The organism is Mesorhizobium sp. WSM2561, from assembly GCF_000513915.1.
Lineage (GTDB): Bacteria > Pseudomonadota > Alphaproteobacteria > Rhizobiales > Rhizobiaceae > Mesorhizobium > Mesorhizobium muleiense.
This window is the reverse complement of sequence record NZ_AZUX01000015.1, coordinates 14,709-38,406: the sequence shown is the minus strand read 5'-3', so window position 1 is coordinate 38,406 and position 23,698 is coordinate 14,709. Positions and strand designations below refer to the sequence as shown.

Here is a 23,698-nt window from a genome sequence, read left to right as displayed (position 1 = left end):
TATTGCCGGGACGCATCTCATGACTTCCTACCGCAATAGTGAACCGGCGCCGCCGATCATGCAGGGCTCACCGCCCAAGATGGTGCCACCGAAGCTCGACTGGGACAGGGGACCCTGGAATCGCTGGGCGTTCCAGCACATCCGCGAAATTCTGCCGACCGTCGAAGTCTGGCGCGGCAATGGCCATCGCCGCCGGTTCGAGCGGACCGAGGTCGATCTCGACGCGCTGCCGGTGAGCGACAGCACGGGTCAGCCGACGACGCTGGCCGGGCTGCTGGACGAAACCTATACGGACGGGTTTCTCGTGCTCAAGGACGGCAAGATCGCCTATGAGCGCTATTGCAACGGCATGACCGAGCGCACGCTGCATTTGTCGCAATCGATGGCGAAGTCGGTCACAGGCTCGGTATTCGGCATACTCGCCGGGCGCGGCCTGATCGATCCGGCCCTGCCGGTGACGACCTATCTGCCGGAGTTGGAAGCTACCGGCTGGGCCGGCGCCAGCGTGCAGCACGGGCTCGACATGACGACAGGCGTGCGTTTTTCCGAGGAATACACCAACCGCTATTCCGATATCGGTCAGGTCGATGTCGCCAGCGGCTGGAAGCCGGTGCCGCCGGACAGCGACCCGGCCTTCGAGTGGCCGTCGCATATGTTCGAATTGATCCTGCGGCTCAAGGAGACAAGCCGGCCGCATGGCGCTGCGTTCGAATATCGTTCGATCGAGACCGACGTGCTCGCCTTCATCATGGAACGGGTGACCGGCAAGCGGTTGGCGCAACTGGTATCGGAAGAACTCTGGCAAAAGCTCGGCGCGCATGAAAGCGCCTGCTTCACCGTCGACAGCGCCGGCTACGCCATCGCCGACGGCGGCTTCAACGCCACGCTGCGCGACTATGGCCGATTCGGCCAGCTGATCCTCGACAATGGCGGCGGCGTCGTGCCGGCCGACTGGATCGAGGCGACGCGCACCGGCAGGCATGGCCCGGACTTCAATCCCAGCCTGCCGCAAGGCAGCTACCGCAACCAGTTCTGGATCGAGGCCCCGCGTTCGCGCGCGCTGATGTGCCGCGGGGTATTCGGGCAGCTGATCCATATCGACTGGAACACGAGAATGGTCGTGGTGAAGCTTTCGAGCTACCCGGATTTCACCGACATCGCCTTTTCGGTGGCGACGCTGAAAGCCGTGCATGCGATCGGCGCCGCGCTGGCCTAAGTTCCTAAAAACCGGAAGGAAAAGCCATGACCGGTAAGACCGCGTTCGAGACCAGACATGGCTTTGCCCGCAACCAGGTGCTGCTCGGCAACTGGCGCGAAAGCCCGTTCAGCCGGTGGTCGTTCCAGAATGTCGGCGAATTGGTGCCGAGCGCATGTGTCGCAGCGGTGCCAGGCAGTGGCGAAATACCGGTTCAGGATTTCGGTGGGCTGCTTGGCGAAAAGATCGCGCTGGCTGGCGGCGCCGAGACCGTTGCGGCCTTTCTCACGCGGTCAGACACCGACGCGCTGACCATCATGAAAGGCGGCAAATTCGTTGGCGACTGGTTCGCACCGCATATGGAGTTCGGTGCGCGCCACATCATCTTCTCGATCAGCAAGTCGCTGACCGCCATTCTGGCCGGCATATTGGAAGGCGAGGGAGTTTTCGATCCGCAGGCGCCGGTGACCCGCTATCTGCCGGAATCTGCCGGCTCGGCCTATGGCGATGCCAGCGTTCGGCATGTGCTCGATATGAGCGTCAGCCTTGACTTCGAAGAAGCCTATCTCGATCCGGAAAGCGCCTTTGCTCGCTATCGTCGTGCGACGCTGTGGAATCCGGGCGGCGGCACGGAAAGCCTGGCCGACTTCATCCTGACGCTGCAGCGCCTTGACGAGCCGCATGGCCGGACGTTCCGCTACCGCTCGCCCAATTCCGACCTGCTCGGCATCCTGATCGAACGCGCGTCCGGCCAGCGCTTCGCCGAGTTGATGCACGAGAAATTGTGGCTGCCGCTTGGTGCAATGAGCGAAGCCTCGGTGACAGTCGATTTGGCCGGCGCTGCGCGCACGGCCGGCGGCATTTCGGTGACGCCGCGCGATCTGGCGCGGATCGGCGAGATGATGCGGCAGGGCGGCATCGCCAATGGCCGCCGCATCGTGCCGGAAGCCTGGGTGCGCGACACTGTCAGCACAGGCGGAGATGCCGAGGCCTGGCAGCGTGGCACGACGGCGTTCCTCTTCCCGCAAGGCCGCTACCGCAACAAATGGTACCAGATCGGCGCGGCCAGCGGCGCCTTCTGCGGCATCGGCATCCACGGCCAGTGGCTCTACGTCGATCCCAAGGCGGAGGTCGTCATCGCAAAGATGTCGTCGCAGCCGGAACCGGTCGACGAGCCGCTCGATGTCGATATGGTCGCCTTCTTTGAAGCGCTGAGCAGGATGATCTGACCCAATCCAGGCTGACTGCCATCGCAGCTTTCCTGTGGACCTGTCAGGGTGATCGAAAACGCCGCGGTTGGCGGAGCGACGCTCTGCGCCTATGGTCGCCGCTCTTTTCGACAGGACAGCAGGAACGACATGGCATCCGACATCAAGCGCATCGCAGCAATCATCGCAGCCGAGATCGCGGCCCGGCCCGAACAGGCCGCGGCGGCGATCGGACTGCTGGACGAAGGCGCGACAGTGCCGTTCGTGGCGCGCTACCGCAAGGAGGGCACCGGCGGCCTCGACGACACGCAGCTGCGCCTGCTGGCCGAGCGGCTCGCCTATTTGCGCGAGCTCGACGCGCGCCGCGACACCATTCTCGGTTCGATCCGCGACCAGGGCAAGCTGACCGAAGAGCTTGAAGCCAAGATCGCGGCGGCTGCCACCAAGGCGGAACTCGAAGATATCTATCTGCCCTACAAGCCGAAGCGCCGGACCAAGGCCGAGATCGCGCGCGAGCGTGGGCTGGGACCGCTGGCCGAGGCCATCCTTGCCGATCGCGCGGCGGTGCCCGCAGAACTGGCGCTGGCCTACATTAGTGAAGAGGTGGCCGATGCCAAGGCGGCGCTCGAGGGCGCGCGCGACATCCTGTCCGAGCAGTTCGCGGAGAATGCCGAGCTGGTCGGCAGGCTGCGGACCTACATGAAGGAACGCGCCTTCATGCGGTCGCGCGTCGTCGACGGCAAGCAGGAAGCCGGGGCGAAATTCTCCGACTATTTCGACCATGTCGAGCGCTGGGCCAACGTGCCGAGCCACCGCGCCCTGGCCATGCTACGCGGCCGCAATGAGGAAGTGCTGTCGCTCGATATAGAAGTCGATGCCGACGACGCGTCGCCGGTGAAGCCGGTGGAGCGGATGATCGCCGATGCCTACGCCATCGGCCGCCAGTTGCCGGGCGACCGCTGGCTGATGGAGGTGGCGGGCTGGACCTGGCGCATAAAGCTGTCGCTGCACCTGACGCTCGATTTGATGCGTGATCTGCGCGAGCGGGCCGAAGAGGAGGCGATCCATGTCTTCGCCCGCAATCTGAAGGATTTGCTGCTCGCTGCCCCGGCCGGCTCCCGTGCCACGATGGGGCTCGACCCCGGCATCCGCACCGGCGTCAAGGTGGCGGTCGTGGACGGCACCGGCAAGCTGCTGACAACGACGACGGTCTATCCTTTTCCGCCTCGGAATGACGTGCGCGGCACGCAAGCCGAACTGGCAAAGCTCATCCGCTTGCACAAGGTCGAGTTGATTTCCATCGGCAACGGCACCGGCAGCCGCGAGACGGATAGGCTGGTGACCGACATGCTGTCGGACATGCCGTCGGATTCTGGGCCGAAGCCGCTCAAGGTGATCGTCAGCGAGGCGGGCGCCTCGGTCTATTCCGCCTCGGCAACGGCAGCGGCGGAATTCCCCGGCCTCGACGTGTCGCTGCGCGGCGCGGTCTCGATCGCGCGGCGGCTGCAGGATCCGCTCGCCGAACTGGTCAAGATCGAGCCGAAGTCGATCGGCGTCGGCCAGTATCAGCATGACGTCGACCAGTACCGGCTCGGCCGCTCGCTGGAAGCGGTGGTCGAGGACGCGGTCAACGCGGTCGGCGTCGACCTCAACACCGCCTCGGCGCCGCTGCTGGCCCGGGTTTCGGGCCTCGGCGCCTCGCTGGCCGAGGCGATCATCGCGCATCGTGACGCGGCGGGTCCCTTCGCCAGCCGCCGTGACCTGTTGAAGGTCTCTCGCCTTGGACCCCGCGCGTTCGAGCAATGCGCCGGCTTCCTGCGCATTCCCAACGGCACCGAACCGCTCGATGCCTCGGCCGTGCATCCTGAAGCCTATGGCGTGGCGAAAAAGATTGTTGCCGCCTGCGGACGTGACCTCCGCTCGCTGATGGGCGACAGTGCCGCTCTCAAGGCGCTCGATCCGCGTGTCTTCGTCGATGAGCGGTTCGGCCTGCCGACGGTGCGCGACATCCTGGCGGAACTGGAAAAGCCCGGCCGCGATCCGCGCCCCGGCTTCAAGACCGCGACCTTCGCCGACGGCGTCGACGACATCAAGGATTTGAAGCCAGGCATGCTGCTGGAAGGCACCGTCACCAATGTCGCCGCGTTCGGCGCCTTCGTCGATATCGGCGTGCACCAGGACGGCCTGGTGCATGTCTCGCAACTGGCCGACCGTTTCGTCAAGGACGCGCATGAGGTGGTGAAAGCCGGCGACGTGGTCAAGGTGCGCGTCGTCGACATCGACATCAAACGCAAGCGCATCGGTCTGTCGATGCGCAGGGAAGGTGACGGCGGTACACCGAAGCCACGCGACAATGGCAACAGACCGGTGCCGCGCGCGCCGGCGCCGCAGCGCCAGCCGGAGCGGCCGGTGCAACAAGGCGCGTTCGGCGCCGCGTTGGCCGATGCGTTGAAGCGTAAGTAGCTACTTCTCCGGCGGCACATGGCTCAGCAGCCAGTCGCGAAAACTGGCGACCGGCGGATGGCCGCGCTTGTCATGCGGCACGACGAGATAATAGGCGCTGCGGCTCTGCATCGGCCGGCCCGGCGCCGGCACCAACTGGCCCCGTTGCAATTCGCCTGAGATGAGGACCTGCGGCAGCAGCGCCACGCCGAGCCCGGCCATGCAGGCTTGGGAGGCGGTGCCGAATTGCTCGAACTGCATGCCGGGTCCGGTCGGTGCGCTCAATCCCTGATGCTCGAACCACTCGGTCCATGCGCCGGGCCGCGTCGCCATATGCAGCAGTGGCAGGCGGCCGATATCGGCAGGCGTGGCAATGGCGCGGCCGGCCAGAAATTCGGGCGAGACAACCGGCAACACCGTCTCGCGCACCAGCAGCGTCGAGTCGGCACCGGGCCAGTCGGGCAGGCCGTAATGGATGGCGGCGTCAAGCCTTTCGCGGGAGAAGTCGAAGCGGCCGATGCGGGTGACGAAATTGATGGTGATGTCAGGGTTGTTTTCGACGAAATCCGGGATGAGCGGCATCAGCCAGCGTGTGCCGAAGGTCGGCAGGATCGCAAGGTTCAAGATGCCACTATGCCGATTGCTCATCAATCCAAGCGCTGCGTCGCGCAATTGACCCAAGGCGGCGCGCACCGCTTCGGCATAGATCTCACCGGCCGTCGACAGCCTGACATTGCGGCTGTCGCGTTCGAACAGCTGGCGGCCGAACTGGTCCTCCAAAAGTCTGATCTGGCGGCTGACGGCGCCTTGGGTCAAATCGAGCTCCCTTGCGGCGGCGGTGAAGCTGCCCAGCCGGGCGACCGCCTCGAAGGCGGCAAGGGCGCTGATACCAGGCAAAAGGCGGCGCTGCACGTTCATGTTCCATTACTAACGCTCATTGATTGGTGAAGCAATTTCGTTTGATTTTTTCGAGCCGGAAGCCGATAAGCCGCGCACTTCAAGATTTTTGTTTTTGCATGTCGTTATCTCAAATCCGCCGAGTACCCTCGGGTCAGGCCCGAGGGCAAGCTTTGGGCGACGTGCAAGAGTTTGGGAGAGCGAGGCCATGGCCGCCGACAAGAACGCATTCGTCTGGGATGATCCTTTCCTGATCGAGGACCAGCTGTCGGAAGACGAGCGGATGGTGCGCGATGGCGCAGCAGCATTCGCCGCCGACAAGCTCGCTCCCAGAATCGAGGAAGCCTATCTCGAGGAAAAGACCGATGCCGGGATCTTTCGCGAGATGGGCGAGGCGGGTCTGCTCGGCATCACCATTCCGGAAGAATATGGCGGGCTCGGCGCCAACTACGTCACCTATGGCCTGGTGGCCCGCGAAGTCGAGCGCATCGATTCTGGCTATCGCTCGATGATGAGCGTGCAGTCGTCGCTGGTGATGTATCCGATCCATGCCTATGGCTCGGAGGCGCAGCGCAAAAAATACCTGCCGAAGCTGGCGTCAGGCGAATGGATCGGCTGCTTCGGGCTGACCGAGCCGGATGCCGGTTCCGATCCGGGCGGCATGAAGACGCGGGCCGAGAAGTCGGCGAACGGCTACAGGATCTCGGGCTCGAAAATGTGGATCTCCAACGCGCCGATCGCCGACGTGTTTGTCGTCTGGGCAAAGTCGGCTGCGCATGACGACGAGATTCGCGGCTTCGTGCTGGAAAAAGGCATGAAGGGGCTGTCGGCGCCAAAGATCGACGGCAAACTCAGTCTCCGCGCGTCGATCACCGGCGAAGTGGTGATGGAAGGCGTCGAGGTCGGTGAGGACGCGCTGCTGCCTAACGTGTCGGGCCTGAAGGGGCCGTTCGGCTGCCTCAACCGGGCGCGCTACGGCATTTCCTGGGGGGCGATGGGCGCGGCGGAAGATTGCTGGCACCGGGCCCGCCAATATGGCCTTGACCGCAAGCAGTTCGGCAAGCCGCTGGCCGGCACGCAGCTGTTCCAGAAGAAGCTCGCCGACATGCAGACCGAGATCGCGCTGGGACTGCAGGGCAGCTTGCGGGTCGGGCGGCTGATGGATGAGGGCAAGATGGCGCCCGAGATGATCTCGATCGTCAAGCGCAACAATTGCGGCAAGGCGCTCGACATCGCCCGCCAGGCCCGCGACATGCATGGCGGCAACGGCATCCAGATCGGCTACCACGTCATGCGCCATGCGCAGAACCTGGAAACGGTCAACACCTATGAGGGCACGCATGACGTGCATGCGCTGATCCTCGGACGGGCGCAGACCGGATTGCAGGCGTTTTTCTAAGCCGGCCACGAGGCCAGCTACGCTGCTTAAATTAGTTGCACCGCAACATCTCTGCTTGGAGAATGGCCAGCATTTGTGTCAGGGTTCGGCGAGTTCGTTTGAAACGCCGACTTTCGGGGTCCCATGGCAATTCTGGCAGCCGTCTACCACCTGACCCATTACAAATATGACCGGCCGGTCGTCCTCGGCCCGCAGGTCATCAGGCTGCAGCCGGCGCCGCATTCCCGCACCAAGGTGCTCAGCCATTCGTTGAAGGTCGGGCCGGCGAACCACTTCGTCAATCTGCAGCAGGATCCCTACGGCAATTTCCTGGCGCGCTTCGTGTTTCCGGAACCGGTGACGGAACTGAAGATCGAGGTCGACCTCGTCGCCGACATGACGGTCTACAATCCGTTCGATTTCTTCGTCGAGCCGGCGGCCGAGATCTTTCCGTTCGAATACCCGGAAGAGATCAGCGCCGATCTCGCCATCTACCGGACGCCGGAACCGGCTGGACCGCTGCTGTCGGCGTTCCTGCAAACCATCGATCGCCACCCAACCAACACCGTCAATTTCGTCGTCGACCTCAATGCGCGCCTGCAGCGCGAGATCGCCTATATCGTGCGCATGGAAACCGGCGTTTTTTCACCGGAGGAAACGCTGGCCGCCAAGAAAGGCTCGTGCCGCGATACGAGCTGGCTGCTGGTGCAGATCCTGAGGAACCTCGGCATCGCCGCGCGCTTCGTTTCCGGCTACCTGATCCAGCTGAAGCCCGACCTCGTCGCGCTTGACGGACCGCCCGGCACCGCCGTCGACTTCACCGATCTGCATGCCTGGTGCGAGGTCTATCTGCCGGGCGCCGGCTGGATCGGCTTCGACCCGACCTCCGGCCTGCTCACCGGCGAAAGCCATGTGCCGCTCGCCGCAACGCCGCATTTCGGCAACGCCGCGCCCATTTCCGGCATGGCGAGCTTCGCCAATGTCGAGTTCGGCTTCGACATGCGGGTCGACCGCATCGCCGAGCATCCACGCATCACCAAGCCGTTCTCCGACGAAAGCTGGCAGGCGCTCGATGCGTTGGGCAAGCAGGTCGACGCCGCGCTGGAGGCCGGAGACGTGCGGCTGACCATGGGTGGCGAGCCGACCTTCGTGTCGATCGACGATTTCGAGGCGGAGGAGTGGAATACCGCCGCCGTCGGCCCGACAAAACGCGAAAAGGCCGATGCGCTGATCCGCCGGCTGCGCGAGCGTTTCGCGCCGGGCGGTTTTCTGCACTACGGGCAAGGCAAGTGGTATCCGGGCGAAAGCCTGCCGCGCTGGACCTTCTCGCTGTACTGGCGCGCCGACGGCGAGCCGGTGTGGAGCGACCCGTCGCTGATCGCACGGGAAAACAGCGAAGCAGATGAAGCAGGCGAAGCAGATATTGGGCCGAAGCAGGCTGAAGGCCTGCTGACGGCGATTGCCGATGAACTCGGCATCGACAGGACCATGGTCAGCGAAGCCTATGAGGACCCGGCCGAGTGGCTGCTCAAGGAAGGCAAGCTGCCGGAGAATGTCGATCCGTCCAATTCGAAGCTGGACGACCCCGAGGAGCGCAGCCGCATGGCGCGGGTGTTCGAACGCGGCCTGACCAAGCCGTCGGGCTATGTACTGCCTGTCCAGCGCTGGAACAGCCAGGCATCGGGCCCGCGCTGGCGTTCGGAGAAATGGAAGACGCGGCGCGGCAGGCTGTTCCTGGTGCCGGGCGATTCACCGGTCGGCTACCGCCTGCCGCTCGGCACGCTTCCCCATGTGCCGCCGGCGCAGTTCCCCTACATCGTGCCGGTCGATCCTTCGCTGCCGCGCGGACCATTGCCGGCGCGCGAGGCTATTTTGCCTGAAGCCGCTCCTTTGCCTGGGGCCGCTGCAGCCGAATTGGAAGGCGCCGACGAAATGGCGCGTCGCCAGCAGGCGGCGTCCTTCACCGCCGCGACCGGCCAGCAGGACCGTGTCGAACAGGAGATCACCGAGATCGGCGGCGCGGTGCGCACCGCGCTGTCGGTCGAGCCGCGTGATGGACGGCTTTGTGTGTTCATGCCGCCGGTCGAGGCGCTGGAAGATTATCTCGAACTGGTCGCGGCGGCCGAGAACGCGGCAAAGGCTGTCGGCCTGCCGGTGCATATCGAGGGCTACGGCCCGCCACACGATCCGCGCCTCAACGTCATCCGCGTGGCTCCGGATCCCGGCGTCATCGAAGTGAACATCCATCCGGCTGCGAACTGGCAGGACTGCGTGGCGACGACCACAGCGATCTACGAGGAGGCGCGGCAGACGCGGCTTGGCGCCGACAAGTTCATGATCGACGGCCGCCATACCGGCACCGGCGGCGGCAACCATGTCGTCGTCGGCGGCGCGACGCCCAACGACAGTCCGTTCCTGCGCCGCCCCGATTTGCTGAAAAGCCTTGTCCTGCAATGGCAGCGCCGTCCGTCGCTGTCCTATCTGTTCTCAGGCCTGTTCATCGGCCCGACGAGCCAGGCGCCGCGTTTCGACGAGGCGCGCCACGATTCGCTGTACGAGCTTGAGATCGCGATGGCGCAGGTGCCGCATCCGGACAGTGGCAGCGCCCCGTTGCCGTGGCTGGTCGACCGGCTGTTCCGTAACCTGTTGACCGACGTGACTGGGAACACCCACCGTTCGGAAATCTGCATCGACAAGCTGTTTTCGCCGGACGGCCCGACCGGCCGGCTGGGGCTGGTCGAGTTCCGCGGCTTCGAGATGCCGCCCAATGCGCGCATGAGCCTGGCGCAGCAATTGCTGGTGCGCGCCATTATCGCCCGCGCCTGGAAGAACCCGCTCGATGGCCGCTTCGTGCGCTGGGGCACGTCGCTGCATGACCGTTTCATGCTGCCGCACTATGTCTGGGCTGACTTTCTCGACGTGCTGGACGACCTCAAGCTGAACGGCTTTGAATTCCGTCCCGAATGGTTCGATGCGCAGCTCGAATTCCGCTTTCCTTTCTGCGGCGAAGTCCAGCATGCCGGCATCAAGCTGGAGCTGCGGCAGGCGCTGGAGCCGTGGCATGTCATGGGCGAGCAGGGCGCGATCGGCGGCACCGTGCGCTTCGTCGATTCCTCGGTCGAGCGGCTGCAGGTGAAGACCGAAGGGCTCAACCCGGAGCGTCACGCCGTCGTCTGCAACGGCCGCATCGTGCCGATGAAGGTGACCGACACCAGAGAGATCGCGGTGGCCGGCGTCCGCTTCAAGGCCTGGCAGCCATCATCTGGCCTGCATCCAGCACTGCCGGTCAACACGCCGCTGGTCTTCGACATCTACGATCGCTGGTCGGGCCGGGCCATCGGCGGCTGCGTCTACCATGTCGCGCATCCCGGCGGGCGCAGCTACGACACTTTCCCGGTCAACGGCAACGAAGCGGAGGCGCGGCGGCTCGCCCGCTTCGAGCCGCGTGGCCATACGCCGTCCGCCTACGCGCTGCGCGACGAACAGGCCTCTGAGGATTTCCCGATGACCCTTGACCTGCGGCGGCCTGCAAGATTCTGATCAGCAATGGCAAAGGGGAATCACCAGGAAATACGCGGCAGGCCGCATAACCTGCTGGAGCACTACCAGCCGATCGACGGCGTCGTCGACGAGATGGTCGATGCATCAGGCAATCCCCGCCCGGTCTGGAAGGAGTTCATCGAGGCGCTGGAAGATCTGGGGCCTGAAAAGCTCGCCCAGCGCTTCGCCCGCGCCGACCAGTATCTGCGCGACGCCGGCGTCTATTACCGCCTCTACGATCAGGCCGGCGCCAATGAGCGCGAATGGCCGCTGGCGCATGTGCCTCTCCTGATAGAGGAGCAGGAATGGGCCGCGATCAGTGCCGGCCTGGTCCAGCGGGCCGAGCTGTTCGAGGAAACGATTGCCGATATCTACGGGCCGAACCGCCTGGTCGAGAAAGGCATCCTGCCGGCGGGGCTGATCGCGGCCAGCCCGGAATATTTGCGCCCCGTCGTCGGCACCAGACCGGCCAGCGGCCATTTCCTGCACTTCTGCGCGTTCGAGCTCGGCCGTGGACCGGATGGCCGCTGGTGGGTGCTGGGCGACCGCACGCAGGCGCCGTCAGGTGCCGGCTTTGCGCTGGAAAACCGCGTCGCCACAACGCGTGCGCTGTCCGACATCTATGGCGAGATGCATGTGCACCGCCTTGCCGGCTTCTTCCGTCGCTTTCGCGACGCGCTCAACGGCATGGCCAAGGGATCGGGCGGCCGTGTCGCCATCCTGACGCCGGGGCCACTCAACGAAACTTATTACGAGCATGCCTATATCGCCCGCTATCTCGGCATCATGCTGCTCGAAGGCGAGGATCTGACCGTCTCCGGCGGTCGATTGATGGTGCGCACGGTTTCCGGGCTGATGCCGGTCAGCGTGCTGTGGCGGCGGCTCGACGCCGCCTTCGCCGATCCGCTGGAGCTGAGGCCGGATTCGCAGATCGGCACGCCAGGGCTGGTCGAGGCGATCCACCGGGGAGCCGTCTCAGCCGTCAACGCGCTCGGCTCCGGGCTGATGGAAACGCGGGCGCTGTTCGCCTTCCTGCCAAAAATTTCGCGCGAATTGCGCAAAGAGGAGCTTCTCTTGCCGAGCGTCGCGACATGGTGGTGCGGGCGGGACGCCGATCGTGACCATGTGCTGGCCAACCTCGACCGCATGGTGATCGGTCCGGCGCTGTCGACGCGGCTTGCCTTCGAGGATGACGATTGCACCAGGCTTGGCTCGGCACTGGTTGCCGGGGAACGGGCCGAACTGATAGCCCGGATCGAACGGGACGGCGGCGCCTTCGTCGGACAGGAAGCGGTGACGCTTTCGACCACGCCGGTCTATGTCGGCGGCTGGCTTGAGCCGCGTCCAGCAGCCCTGCGCGTCTATCTGGCGCGAACGCCGGAAGGCTGGACGGTGATGCCCGGCGGTTTTGCCCGCGTCGGCTTTTCGCTCGACCCGACCGCAATCGCCATGCAGCGCGGCGGCCAGGCTGCGGATGTATGGGTGGTCAGCGACAGGCCGGTGGAGCGCGAGACGCTGCTGCCGCAGGAGCACGACAGCTTCATCCGCACCTCGCCAGGCAGCCTGCCCAGCCGCGCGGCGGAGAACCTGACTTGGCTCGGCCGTTATATCGAGCGATCGGAAGGCACGGTGCGCATCCTGCGCGCCTATCACGTGCGGCTGGCCGAGGCCTCCGACCCGGACATGCCTTTGCTTGCCGATATCAGAGACCATCTCGAACCGTTCGGCATCGACGTCGCCACGGCGATCCCGCCGGGGCTGATCGGCACGCTGGACAGCGCCGTCTACAGCGCCGGACAGATCCGCGACCGCTTCTCGCCCGACGGCTGGCTGGCGCTGAAGGATCTGTCGAAGACCATCCATCAATTCGCGACAACGGTGGCGCCTGGCGATGATGCGACGCGGGCGATGACGGTCATCCTGCGCAAGCTCGCCGGGTTTTCCGGCCTGCTGCATGAGAACATGTATCGCTTCACCGGCTGGCGCTTCCTGGAGATCGGCCGGCGGTTGGAACGCGGCATCCAGATCGCCCGCACGCTGGCCCGGCTGACCGGGGCTGCGGCGCCCGAAGGCGCGCTCGACATGATGCTGGAGATCGGCGACAGCGTGATGACCCACCGGCGGCAATATCCGGTGCAGGCCGGCAGGCGCACGGTGATCGACCTCCTGGTGCTCGATCCGCTCAACCCGCGCTCCATCCTGTTCCAGCTCGAGCGGCTGAAGGCCGAAATCGCGCTGTTGCCTGCTGTCGGCGGCGAGGGGCATATGTCGCCGGCGGCGAAAGAGATACTGCAGCTCAATACGGCAATCGCCATCAAGGAGCCCGCGGACATGACGGCGAAGGCCCTGGACGATCTCGCCACCGAGATCGGCGGCCTCTATAACAGCCTCGCCAAGGGCTATTTCGGGTAAGGCCTATTTCGGCTAAGGACGGGACCCGGAGGCTGGCATGCTCTACGACATCAGGCTCAATCTGCGTTACGACTATGATGCTGCAGCCGGCGGCGGCCGCCATCAGGTGCGCGTGCTGCCGCCGACGATATCGGGCGTGCAGCGCGTGATCGCCGCTTCGCTGTCCTTCGCGCCGGCGCCGAGCGAACGCTCCGACTTTTCCGATTTCTTCGGCAACAATGTCACGTCGATCGCCTTTCGCGATGCCCATGATGCGCTCGACATCAGGATGAGCGCGCGCGTCGCCGTCTCGCGGCCGGAACCCGGGCTTGACGTGTCGCCCGACATTCGCCGGCTGCGGGAGCAACTCGAAGCGGTGCGGTCGCTGTCGCCTGATACACCGCATCACTTTCTGGCCGCCAGCGACCATGCCGGCGTCGATGCTGATATAACGGGATATGCGCGGAGCAGTGCCGGCAGTTCTGTCGTCGGTACCGCCATGGACCTGTGCAACCGCATTCATCGCGATTTCACCTACGATGGCGAGGCGACCACGGTGCAGACCAGGGCCAGCGATGCTTTCAGCCTGAAGCGGGGCGTCTGCCAGGATTTTTCGCACATCATGATCGCCGGCCTGCGCGGCCTCGGCATCCCCGCCGGCTATGTCAGCGGCTTCCTGCGCACCATTCCGCCGCGCGGAAAACCGCGATTGGAAGGGGCCGACGCCATGCATGCCTGGGTCAAGGTGTGGTGCGGGCGCGACACCGGATGGCAGGAATTCGATCCGACCAACGGCATGCGGGCAAGCAATGACCACATCACCGTCGGCCACGGCCGCGACTATTCGGATGTAGCGCCGATCGTCGGCGTCCTGAAGACGACGGGCGGACAGGTCGGCGAGCAGGCTGTCGACGTCATTCCGGTTGTGCTGCAAAAGGCATGACGGCAAGCGAGGCCGCAATCGATTTGTAGGCGCCGAAGGTAAACAGAGAGACGGCCCGTCGAACGCACATGCGGTGCGCTGACATCATTCTGAACGCCAGTCGCGGAACCAGCAGCCGTTCCTGCGCTTATCTACGGGAAAATTTAACGTGGAGAGGACATGCTGGACAAATCCGGGTCGTCGTCTGGCCGATCGGCTGCCAAGGGGGTTGCACCAAAAAACGGGGCGCCGAAGAATGGCGGAGAGGCTTCGGCCGATCGAGCCTCGCTCACCTATGTCACCGATACCGAGCCCGGTATCCGCCGTTTCAGGACCGGCGAGGGATTTTCATACAAAGGACCTGACGGGCAGGGCGTCGACGAGAACACCATGGCCCGCATCAAGGCGCTCGCCATCCCGCCGGCGTGGACGGATGTGTGGATTTCGCCCGTTGCTGACGGTCACATCCAGGCGACCGGCCGAGACCAGCGCGGACGCAAGCAATATCGCTATCATCCGCAATGGGCCGAGGAGCGCGACGGCGTCAAATATTCGAGCCTGGTTGCCTTTGCAGAGAGCCTGCCTGAGCTGCGACGCCAGATCGACGCCGATCTGCGCCGTCACGGCCTGCCGCTGGAACGCGTTGTCGCCGCTGTGGTCTGGCTGCTCGACAACACGATGATCCGCGTCGGCAATGCCGCCTACGCCCGCGACAACAACAGCTTCGGGCTGACCACGCTGCGCGACCGCCATGTCGACATCAATGGCTCGAGCCTGCGGTTCGCTTTCAAGGGCAAGTCCGGCAAGGAATGGAAGCTGAAGCTCGTCGATCGCCGGATCGCCAGGATCGTGCGCGGGGCGCAGGATCTGCCGGGCCAGAAGCTGTTCCAGTATCTCGACGAGGACGGAAGCAGGCGACCGATCCGCTCCGACGACGTCAACCGCTATATCAGGGAGACGGCGGGGGCCGATTTCAGCTCCAAGCATTTCCGAACCTGGGGCGGCACCATCCATGCGGCGTCGCTGTTTGCGCAAACCGAACGACCCGAAAGCCAGGCACAACAGAAGCGGGTGATGAACGGCGTCATCGACAAGGTCGCCGAGCGGCTGGGCAACACGCGCGCCATCTGCCGCAGGTGTTACATCCACCCACAGGTTTTCGAAGCCTGGTCCGAAGGTCGGCTGCTCAGCGAAATGGCGGATGCGAACAAGCGGAAGCGATCGATAGCCGGCCTTGATGACGAAGAAGCCGTCGTTCTGAGATGGCTGAAGGCGCAGGAAAGCTGAACCGAACAGAGCAGCCACAGGCTTTGATTGTGCTCGCGGGACGTGATTTTTTTATCGACGTTGTGTCGGGATCGGTCCTACTGTTTCGTCCTTTGACAGAGAAAAGGACACACCCATGCTCTACGCAATCCTCTGCTATGCCTCCGAAGACGTCGTCTGCTCGTGGAGCAAGGAACAGGACGATGCCGTCATGGAAAAACTCCTGGGCGTGCAGGAGAAATACGCTCGGGCCGGTCGGCTTGGCCCGGTGGCGCGGCTGCTGCCGACGACCGCTGCGACAACGCTGAGAAAGGTCAAGGGCGAATCGGTCGTCATCGATGGCCCGTTTGCCGAGACCAAGGAACAGTTTCTCGGCTTCTACACGCTCGAATGCGCCGATCTCGACGAGGCCGTCGACTTTGCGCGCGAGCTTTCCGAGGTGAACCCGAGCGGCGGCTCCTACGAGATACGGCCGGTCTCGCTCTTCAATCCCGCCAAGGTTTCAGCATGACCGACCTTACCTGGATCAGCACAGCGATCAGCACCGCCCGCCCACAGGCGATGGGCGCGCTGCTGCGCTACTTCCGCGATCTCGACGCGGCGGAGGAAGCTTTCCAGGACGCTTGCCTGCGAGCTCTGAAGAACTGGCCGACAAACGGCCCGCCGCGCGATCCGGCAGCCTGGCTGATCTTCGTTGGCCGCAACAGCGGCATCGACGCGGTGCGCAAGCGTGCCAAGCAGGCGCCGCTGCCGGAAGAGCACCAGATCTCCGATCTGGAAGATGCTGAGACCGATATCGCCGAACGGCTGGACGGCGCGCACTACCGCGACGACATATTGCGGCTGCTGTTCATCTGCTGTCATCCCGACCTGCCGGCGACGCAGCAGATCGCCGTGGCGTTGCGCATCGTTTCAGGCCTGAGCGTCAAGCAGATCGCCCGCGCCTTTCTCGTCAGCGAAAGCGCGATGGAGCAGCGCATCACCCGTGCCAAGGCGCGCATCGCCGATGCCGGCGTGCCGTTCGAGACGCCCGGCGCGGTCGAGCGCTCCGAACGGCTCGCCGCGGTAGCCGCCATGGTCTACCTGATCTTCAACGAAGGCTATTCGACCAACAGCGGCGATGCACCGGCGCGCGCGCCGCTCTGCGAGGAGGCGATCCGGCTGGCCCGGCTGCTGCTCAGGCTGTTCCAGACCGAGCCGGAGATCATGGGCCTGACGGCGCTCTTGCTGCTTCAGCATGCGCGTGCGCCGGCGCGTTTCGACCAGAATGGCGAAATCGTGCTGCTCGAAGACCAGGACCGCAGCCTGTGGAGCCGCAAGATGATCGACGAGGGGCTGGCGCTGGTCGACAAAGCGCTGCGCCACCAGAAGCCCGGTCCCTACCAGGTTCAGGCGGCGATCGCCGCCCTGCATGCGCGCGCGGAAAGGCCCGAGGACACGGACTGGAACGAGATCGAGCTGCTCTACAGCCTGCTCGAGCAGATGCAGCCGTCGCCGGTGGTGACGCTCAATCGCGCCGTCGCGGTCGCCAAGGTGCGCGGGCCGGAAGCCGCACTTGCCATGATCGAGCCGCTGGAACAAAGGCTTTCCGGCTATTTCCACTTCTTCGGCCTTAGGGGTGGCCTGCTGATGCAGCTCGGTCGTGGTGAGGAGGCGCGCATCGCCTTCGACCGCGCCATTGCGCTTGCCAATACGGCCGCCGAGGCCGCCCATATCCGGATGCATATCGACCGGCTGATGAAGGAAGGCGCCGTGCGGGGAACCGCGCAGACAGCGCGCTGAACCAAATCGCTGGTTCAACGGTCTGACCTGGGCTTAGACCATGCCGGGGTGGCGATTTTTCCCTGAAACGAGTAATGCCACGCCATGACAGCGCCTGATGTGCCGATCGGCGCAGGGGACGGCATGGCACAAGGGTGGATGTCGTTGTCCCAAAACCGCTGCGCACCCTCGGGGCGGGCCAGAGGGCATGCTTTTGGGCGACATGCATTATGAGCGATGGGATCTGAAGGGAAAGAAAATGACAATTGCGAAGGAAACAGCCGGGCTGCTGGCGAAACTGGGCGTTGCCGAGGCTGCGCTTTCAGGCGGCGATCTCATCGTGCGCAGCCCAGTGACGGGTGAGCAGATCGCCGCGCTGCAGACGATCTCGCCGGCCGGCGCGGCAGAGACCATCGACAAGGCGCATAAAGCCTTCCAGACATGGCGGCTAGTGCCGGCACCGAAGCGTGGCGAACTGGTGCGGCTGCTTGGCGAGGAACTGCGCGCCCACAAGGCAGAGCTTGGGCGGCTGGTGTCGATCGAGGTCGGCAAGATCCCGTCCGAAGGTCTTGGCGAAGTGCAGGAGATGATCGACATCTGCGATTTCGCCGTCGGCCTCTCCCGGCAATTGTACGGCCTGACCATCGCCACCGAGCGCCCCGGTCATCGCATGATGGAAACCTGGCACCCGCTGGGCGTCGTCGGCGTGATTTCGGCCTTCAACTTCCCGGTCGCAGTGTGGTCGTGGAACGCCGCGCTGGCGCTGGTCTGCGGCGACGCGGTGGTGTGGAAGCCGTCGGAAAAGACACCGCTGACGGCGCTCGCCTGCGAGGCGATCTTCAAGCGTGCGGCAGACCGTTTCGGCGATGCTCCGGAAGGCTTGATTTCGGTGCTGATCGGCGATCGCGCCGTCGGCGAAATTCTGGTCGATCATCCGAAGGTGCCGCTAGTCTCGGCCACCGGCTCGACCCGCATGGGCAGGGATGTCGGTCCGCGGCTGGCGAAGCGCTTTGCCCGCGCCGTGCTGGAGCTCGGCGGCAACAATGCCGGCATCGTCTGCCCGACGGCCGATCTCGACATGGCCTTGCGCGCCATCGCCTTCGGCGCCATGGGCACGGCCGGCCAGCGCTGCACGACGCTCAGGCGCCTGTTCGTGCATGAGAGCGTCTACGACCAACTCGTTCCGCGCCTGAAAAAGGCCTACGAAAGCGTCTCTGTCGGCAATCCGCTGGAGACATCAGCGCTGGTCGGACCGTTGATCGACAAGGCAGCCTTCGACAGCATGCAGAACGCGTTGAAGGAAGCCGCCGCTCACGGCGGCACTGTGACCGGTGGAACGCGGGTCGAGAATGGCCATCCCGACGCCTATTACGTTCGTCCGGCGCTGGTCGAGATGCCCAAGCAGGTCTCGCCGGTGACGGAAGAGACCTTCGCGCCGATCCTTTACGTGATGAAATACTCGGACTTCGATGCCGTGCTCGACGAGCACAATGCGGTCGGAGCAGGGCTGTCGTCGTCGATCTTCACCCGCGACCTGCAGGAATCCGAGCGCTTCCTCGGCGTCGACGGGTCCGACTGCGGCATCGCCAACGTCAACATAGGCACATCGGGGGCCGAGATCGGCGGCGCCTTCGGCGGCGAGAAGGAGACCGGCGGCGGCCGCGAGTCGGGCTCCGATGCCTGGAAGGCTTACATGCGGCGCGCTACCAACACAGTGAATTATTCCAAGGCGCTGCCGCTGGCCCAAGGCGTATCCTTCGACATCGACTAGGCTGGTGAGACCCTTGTCGTGGCGGCTACGCCAATAGCTGCCACGATTTATCTCGGCCGCCGTTCCGCGGCTTCCGGGAGATCCAAAACTGGCGAGCTCGGGACTTCGGCGCTCGTAGGGGCCCTTGGCCGCCGCAGGATTGCGTCCAAAAATCACACATGTTGACGTTAATTTAACACCATTGTATGGTCGATTTCGTTGGTTCGGAATTCCCATCGGTGTTCGGCGGTTGCTTCGCCGGGCAGCTTTTCCCGCCGTCGTCAAGCGCAATGCACCAGAATCCTATTCGCAACGCGTATCGGCAAGCGGTGAGCTGAGAGGTAGCCATGTCCAGCCTGCTGGGGATCGACAACGGCCTGACGGTGACGAAGGCGGTGATCTTCGATGCCGACGGCTCGCAATTGTCGGTGGCGCGCCGGCGGGTGCCGCAATCGATGCCGCATGCGCGCTGGGTCGAACGCGATATGGCCGGTCTCTGGCAGGCGACGGCCGATGCGATCCGGGAAGCCATTGCCTTGAGCGGCAGGCCGGCTAGCGACATCAAGGCAGTGGCGGCGACAGCGCATGGCGACGGACTGTACCTGCTCGACAACGAGCGACGGCCGCTGGGCCCCGGCATATTGTCGCTGGACAGCCGGTCGGGCGAAATCGTCGACAGATGGTCGCGAAGTTCGGTCTTCGCCGAAGCGCTCGCCCTGACCGGCCAAGTGCCGCACGCTTCCTCACCGTCGTCGCTGCTGGTTTGGTTGCGGGAGCACGACCCGGAACGCTTCAGCCGGATAGGGCACGTATTCGCCTGCAAGGACTGGCTGCGGTTTTGCCTGACCGGCACCATCGGCACTGACCTCACGGAGGCAAGCACCTCGTTCACCAATGTGCGTACGCAAAGCTATGTGCCGGAGGCGATGCGCATTTTCGGTCTTGAGGCGTTGTTTGAAGCCTTGCCGCCGATGGCGCATTCGGCCGACATCGTCGGCTACGTCACCGCCGATGCAGCGGCGATGAGCGGGCTTGCGAAAGGCACGCCGGTCGCTTGCGGCCTGCATGATGTCACGGCATCGGCGCTTGGCATCGGCGGCCACGAGGAGGGCGTGGTCAGCATCGTCGCCGGCACCTATTCGATCAACGAAATCGTCTCCACCGAGCCGCGTGTCGACCCGCGCTGGTTCTGCCGCAATGCTATTGATCTTGCGCGTTGGAACAACATGGCGATCTCGCCGGCCTCGACGGCGAATTACGACTGGTTCCTCGACACGCTCTGCCGCCCGGAACAGGATGAAGCAAAAAGGACCGGCGGCTCGATCCACGAGATGCTGGCGGCAGAGATCGACGTTGCGCTTGGCAGGCCTTCGACCATCTTGTTCCATCCCTATCTGTTCGGCTCGCCTTACGGCAATGCCGCCAGCGCCAGCTTTCTCGGCCTGCATGGCTGGCATGATCGCGGCGACATGCTGAAGGCAGTGCTGGAAGGCATCGTCTTCAACCACCGCACTCACGTCGAAGCGCTGCGCGACGGCTTTGCCGTTCGTGAGGTGCGGCTCACCGGCGGTGGTTCGCGCAATCCGGCCTTCGCGCAGATGTTCGCCGACGTGCTCAACGTGCCGGTCATCGTCACGTCGACCGACGAGGCGGCTGCCTTCGGCGCAGCCCTTTGTGCCGGCGCCGCGGTTGGCCTGTTTGCCTCGCCGCAACAGGGCGCGCGCGCGGTCAGCAAGACGAGCCATGAATATCTGCCCGACGCGGCATGCAATGCGGCTTTCGAGGACCGTTTTTCTCTTTATTGCCGCATTGCCGAATCGCTCAAGCCGCAATGGCCGGAGATCGAAAGGCTGGCGGGGCAAAGCATTGAGGGGGCTGCATGATCAAGGCCGACGAACGGCGCGAGGAAATCGCCGACTATGTGATCAAATTCGGCCAGGTGCGCATCGACGACCTGGTCGAGCATTTCGGCGTGTCGCGGATGACCATCCACCGCCATATCGACCAACTGGCGCACCAGGGCGTGCTGCGCAAGCTGCACGGCGCGGTGACGGTGCAGCCTTCCGGCCTTTATGAAAGCGCTTTCCGCTATCGGGTGACGGTCGGCAGGGCCGAAAAGGATGCGCTGGCGCATGCGGCGCTGGATTATATCGAGGCCGGCCAGGCCGTCATGCTGGACGATTCGACAACGGCGAACGCGATCGCGCCACTGCTGCCCGACATCAAGCCACTGACCGTCATCACCAACAGCGTCGCGACTGCAGCACTGCTGACCAATGTCGACGATATCGACTTCATCTGCCTAGGCGGTCAGTATCACCGCACCTACAATGCTTATATCGGCATCGTCTGCGAGAATGCCGTGGCGCAATTGCGCGCCAATCTTCTGATTTGCTCGGCTTCCGCGATCTCAGGCACCACGGCCTTCATCCAGGACCAGCATGTGGTCCGGGTCAAGCAAGCGATGGTTGCTGCCTCGACCAGGCGCATTCTTGTCGTCGGCCATTCCAAGTTCGACAAGGTCGCCCTGCATGTCTTTGACGATCTGACCCGTTTCGACGCGGTGCTGACGACCGACGGCGTAAGCGATGCGCAGGCGCAAAAGCTCGAACAGGCCGGCGTAAAGCTGCGCATCGTCAAGATGACTAAGCCATGAGCCCTTCCGACGACGCAGGCGCATCCGACCCTGGCTTAGCCGACCCGATCGGGCGCCTCGCCTTTATGAACAGGACGGGCGACGTCGACGTCGTCATTCTTGGCGCCGGCATCAATGGGGCTGGCCTGTTCCGGGATCTGTGCGCGCAAGGCGTCAGTTGCCTGATCGTCGACAAGGACGATTTTGGCTCAGGCACAAGTGCTGCGCCGTCGCGGCTGATCCATGGCGGCCTGAAATATCTCGAAACGGGCGAGTTCGGGCTGGTGGCACAGTCAACGCTGGAGCGCAACCTGCTGTTGAAGAACGCGCCGCACTATGTCAGCCCGCTGCCGACAATCATCCCGATCTTCTCCTGGAGCAAGGGCATTTGGGCGGCGTTGCGCACGCTGCTGGGCTCGACCAGCGCGCCGCGCAGCCGCGGCGCCGTCCTCATCAAGATCGGCCTGACGATCTACGATTTTTATGGGTCGCAGCATCGTGTCATGCCGCGCCACCGACTGGTCGGGCGACGGCGGGCGCTGAGCGATATACCGGCACTGACCAAGTCGATCGTCGCCACCGGCATCTATTACGACGCCAAGATCAGCCATCCCGAAAGGCTGGTGCTCGAACTGATCACCGACGGGCTGGCAGCAAATGCCCTCGCCGCGGCCGCCAACTACACGACGTTGGTTTCGTCGTCCAATGGCGTGCTGACTTTTCAGTCAAAAGGCGGGGGCCAGTCAAAAGGTGTTGGCCAGTCAAAAGCCGGGGGCCAGTCCGAGAACGGCGCTGTATTTTCGGTACGGCCGAAACTGGTCGTCAACGCCGCCGGCCCGTGGATCGACGATGTCAACGCCTCGCTGGGCGCGCCGTCGAAAATGATCGGCGGCACCAAGGGTTCGCATATCCTTTTGAAGCATGACGAACTGGTACGAAGCCTGGCAGGCCGCATGCTCTACTTCGAAGCCGACGACGGCCGCATCTGCCTTGTCTACGACTATCTCGGTCTGGCGCTCGTCGGCTCGACCGACATCCAGGCCGACAACCCGGACACAGTATGCTGCGAGCCGCAGGAGATCGACTATCTGCTCGAGAGCGTGCGTGCGCTGATGCCGGGCATGACCTTTGGACGCGACCAGATCGTCTATGCCTATAGCGGCATCAGACCGTTGCCTGCATCCGACGCCTCTGTCCCCGGCTTGATCAGCCGGGATCATTCGGCACCGCTCATCGAGCCGGAAGGTTCGCGTCCGTTTCCGATTATCTCGTTGGTCGGCGGCAAATGGACTACGTTCCGCGGCTTTGCCGAGGAGGTTGCCGACACGGTACTCGACCGGCTGGGACGCGGCCGCAAGGTCACCACGCGATCGATGCCGATCGGCGGCGGCAAGGGGTTTCCAACCGAGCCTGCGGCGCGAGCCGCCTGGCTGGCCGATGCCAGTTCGGCTTCGGGCGCCGACGAACGCCGTCTCGACCAGCTTCTGTCGCGCTACGGCACCAAGGCGTTGCCAATCGCCCGCCACCAAAGTTCAGGAGACAATGAAGATCGCCTGCCAGGGGCAAGCGACTACGGCACATCCGAAATCGACTACATCGTTCGTAATGAATTCGTCGAGCATCTGGCCGATATCGTCATCCGGCGCACGACCCTGGCCATTGGCGGTTCCCTGACCATGAGCGATTTGAAGCAGATCGCCGCCATTGCCGGCCGTGCACGTAACTGGGACCCGCAGCGGATGTCCGACGAACTTGATGCCGCTGTCGCGCAGCTCAGCGACAGGAATCTGATGCGATTGTGATGGCGCCCTGATTTGGGACGAACACCTCGCGGGTATGTGCTGTTTTCAAAAAATACCACACGAAAACAGCCTACTAAGCTTTGTTGACAGGTGGCCATTCTCCGGCACTGCCGGAGAATGGGCAAAATATCACATGTCTTGACGTGAATTTAACACTAACGTATGGTCGATTTTATGCCTGAGGCCTGACTGTTCCGAAAGGCTTCGGCTCGTGAGGAATTTCTTGCTTACGGCGGTTGGGCTGACGACCAGCGCATGCAATCGCGGTCACACGATCGTGCAGCCGAATACCGGCAGGGTTCTCGGCCGCAATCAACTGACACGCGATTAAAGTTCTTCTCGATGACGCCGGCTGCACGCTGATCCTGGTGAAGCCGGATTGACAACCACATGAACGCGTGAAAAATTTTTCAACTGAAGATAATAATATCATCTTGGGAGGAGATGGAATGAAAGCCAGCAGCGCCGCCAGTCGTGACCGTGACCTGATCGGCGTCATGCCGCAGGTCGT

Annotated in this window: 15 protein-coding genes; 14 read left to right on the top strand and 1 reads right to left on the bottom strand. The window is 64.0% G+C overall.

From position 1 onward, the window contains the following. Nucleotides 1–19: 19 nt before the first annotated feature. From M727_RS0113980 to M727_RS0113970, 3 genes are all read left to right on the top strand, one after another. Nucleotides 20–1,216, top strand: coding sequence for a serine hydrolase (locus M727_RS0113980; RefSeq protein ID WP_027153202.1), 1,197 nt, complete (start codon nucleotides 20–22; stop codon nucleotides 1,214–1,216). Between the two features lie 26 nt (nucleotides 1,217–1,242). Beyond that, a complete protein-coding gene (locus tag M727_RS0113975; protein WP_027153201.1) occupies nucleotides 1,243–2,424 on the top strand; it encodes a serine hydrolase in 1,182 nt (393 codons plus the stop codon). A gap of 129 nt (nucleotides 2,425–2,553) precedes the next feature. Beyond that, nucleotides 2,554–4,866 carry a Tex family protein gene (locus tag M727_RS0113970; RefSeq protein ID WP_027153200.1) on the top strand — a complete coding sequence of 771 codons (2,313 nt, stop codon included), beginning with the start codon at nucleotides 2,554–2,556 and terminating at the stop codon, nucleotides 4,864–4,866. On the opposite strand, the gene M727_RS0113965 is transcribed toward M727_RS0113970, so the two are convergent. After that, a complete protein-coding gene (locus M727_RS0113965) occupies nucleotides 4,867–5,763 on the bottom strand; it encodes a LysR family transcriptional regulator (protein WP_027153199.1) in 897 nt (298 codons plus the stop codon). 187 nt (nucleotides 5,764–5,950) lie between these two features. On the opposite strand from M727_RS0113965, the gene M727_RS0113960 reads away from it, so the two are divergent. The 11 genes from M727_RS0113960 (at nucleotide 5,951) to M727_RS0113905 (ending at nucleotide 23,187) form a co-directional block, all read left to right on the top strand. After that, nucleotides 5,951–7,141, top strand: a complete 1,191-nt coding sequence (locus M727_RS0113960; protein WP_027153198.1) for an acyl-CoA dehydrogenase — start codon at nucleotides 5,951–5,953, stop codon at nucleotides 7,139–7,141. Between the two features lie 123 nt (nucleotides 7,142–7,264). Beyond that, on the top strand, nucleotides 7,265–10,660 hold the full coding sequence (locus M727_RS0113955; protein ID WP_027153197.1) for a transglutaminase family protein: 3,396 nt from the start codon (nucleotides 7,265–7,267) through the stop codon (nucleotides 10,658–10,660). Nucleotides 10,661–10,666: 6 nt separating this feature from the next. Continuing rightward, complete coding sequence (locus M727_RS0113950; RefSeq protein ID WP_036262235.1) at nucleotides 10,667–13,072, top strand: circularly permuted type 2 ATP-grasp protein; 2,406 nt, start codon at nucleotides 10,667–10,669, stop codon at nucleotides 13,070–13,072. 37 nt (nucleotides 13,073–13,109) lie between these two features. Beyond that, nucleotides 13,110–13,994, top strand: a complete 885-nt coding sequence (locus M727_RS0113945; protein ID WP_027153195.1) for a transglutaminase family protein — start codon at nucleotides 13,110–13,112, stop codon at nucleotides 13,992–13,994. A 159-nt stretch (nucleotides 13,995–14,153) separates the two neighbouring features. Then, nucleotides 14,154–15,260: a DNA topoisomerase IB gene (locus M727_RS0113940; RefSeq protein ID WP_027153194.1), complete on the top strand. Its 1,107-nt coding sequence runs from the start codon at nucleotides 14,154–14,156 to the stop codon at nucleotides 15,258–15,260. Nucleotides 15,261–15,375: 115 nt separating this feature from the next. Beyond that, entirely contained in the window at nucleotides 15,376–15,750 is a 375-nt protein-coding gene (locus tag M727_RS0113935) for a YciI family protein (RefSeq protein WP_027153193.1), read from the top strand. After that, a complete protein-coding gene (locus tag M727_RS0113930; RefSeq protein WP_027153192.1) occupies nucleotides 15,747–17,021 on the top strand; it encodes an RNA polymerase sigma factor in 1,275 nt (424 codons plus the stop codon). The genes M727_RS0113935 and M727_RS0113930 overlap by 4 nt, the downstream gene beginning before the upstream one ends. A 238-nt stretch (nucleotides 17,022–17,259) precedes the next feature. Then, entirely contained in the window at nucleotides 17,260–18,771 is a 1,512-nt protein-coding gene (locus M727_RS0113925; protein WP_027153191.1) for an aldehyde dehydrogenase family protein, read from the top strand. Nucleotides 18,772–19,097: 326 nt separating this feature from the next. After that, nucleotides 19,098–20,633, top strand: a complete 1,536-nt coding sequence (locus M727_RS0113915; RefSeq protein WP_027153190.1) for an FGGY-family carbohydrate kinase — start codon at nucleotides 19,098–19,100, stop codon at nucleotides 20,631–20,633. Then, a complete protein-coding gene (locus tag M727_RS0113910; protein WP_027153189.1) occupies nucleotides 20,630–21,406 on the top strand; it encodes a DeoR/GlpR family DNA-binding transcription regulator in 777 nt (258 codons plus the stop codon). Before M727_RS0113915 ends, M727_RS0113910 begins: the two co-directional genes overlap by 4 nt. Next, nucleotides 21,403–23,187: a glycerol-3-phosphate dehydrogenase/oxidase gene (locus M727_RS0113905; protein ID WP_027153188.1), complete on the top strand. Its 1,785-nt coding sequence runs from the start codon at nucleotides 21,403–21,405 to the stop codon at nucleotides 23,185–23,187. The genes M727_RS0113910 and M727_RS0113905 overlap by 4 nt, the downstream gene beginning before the upstream one ends. Nucleotides 23,188–23,698: the final 511 nt, after the last annotated feature.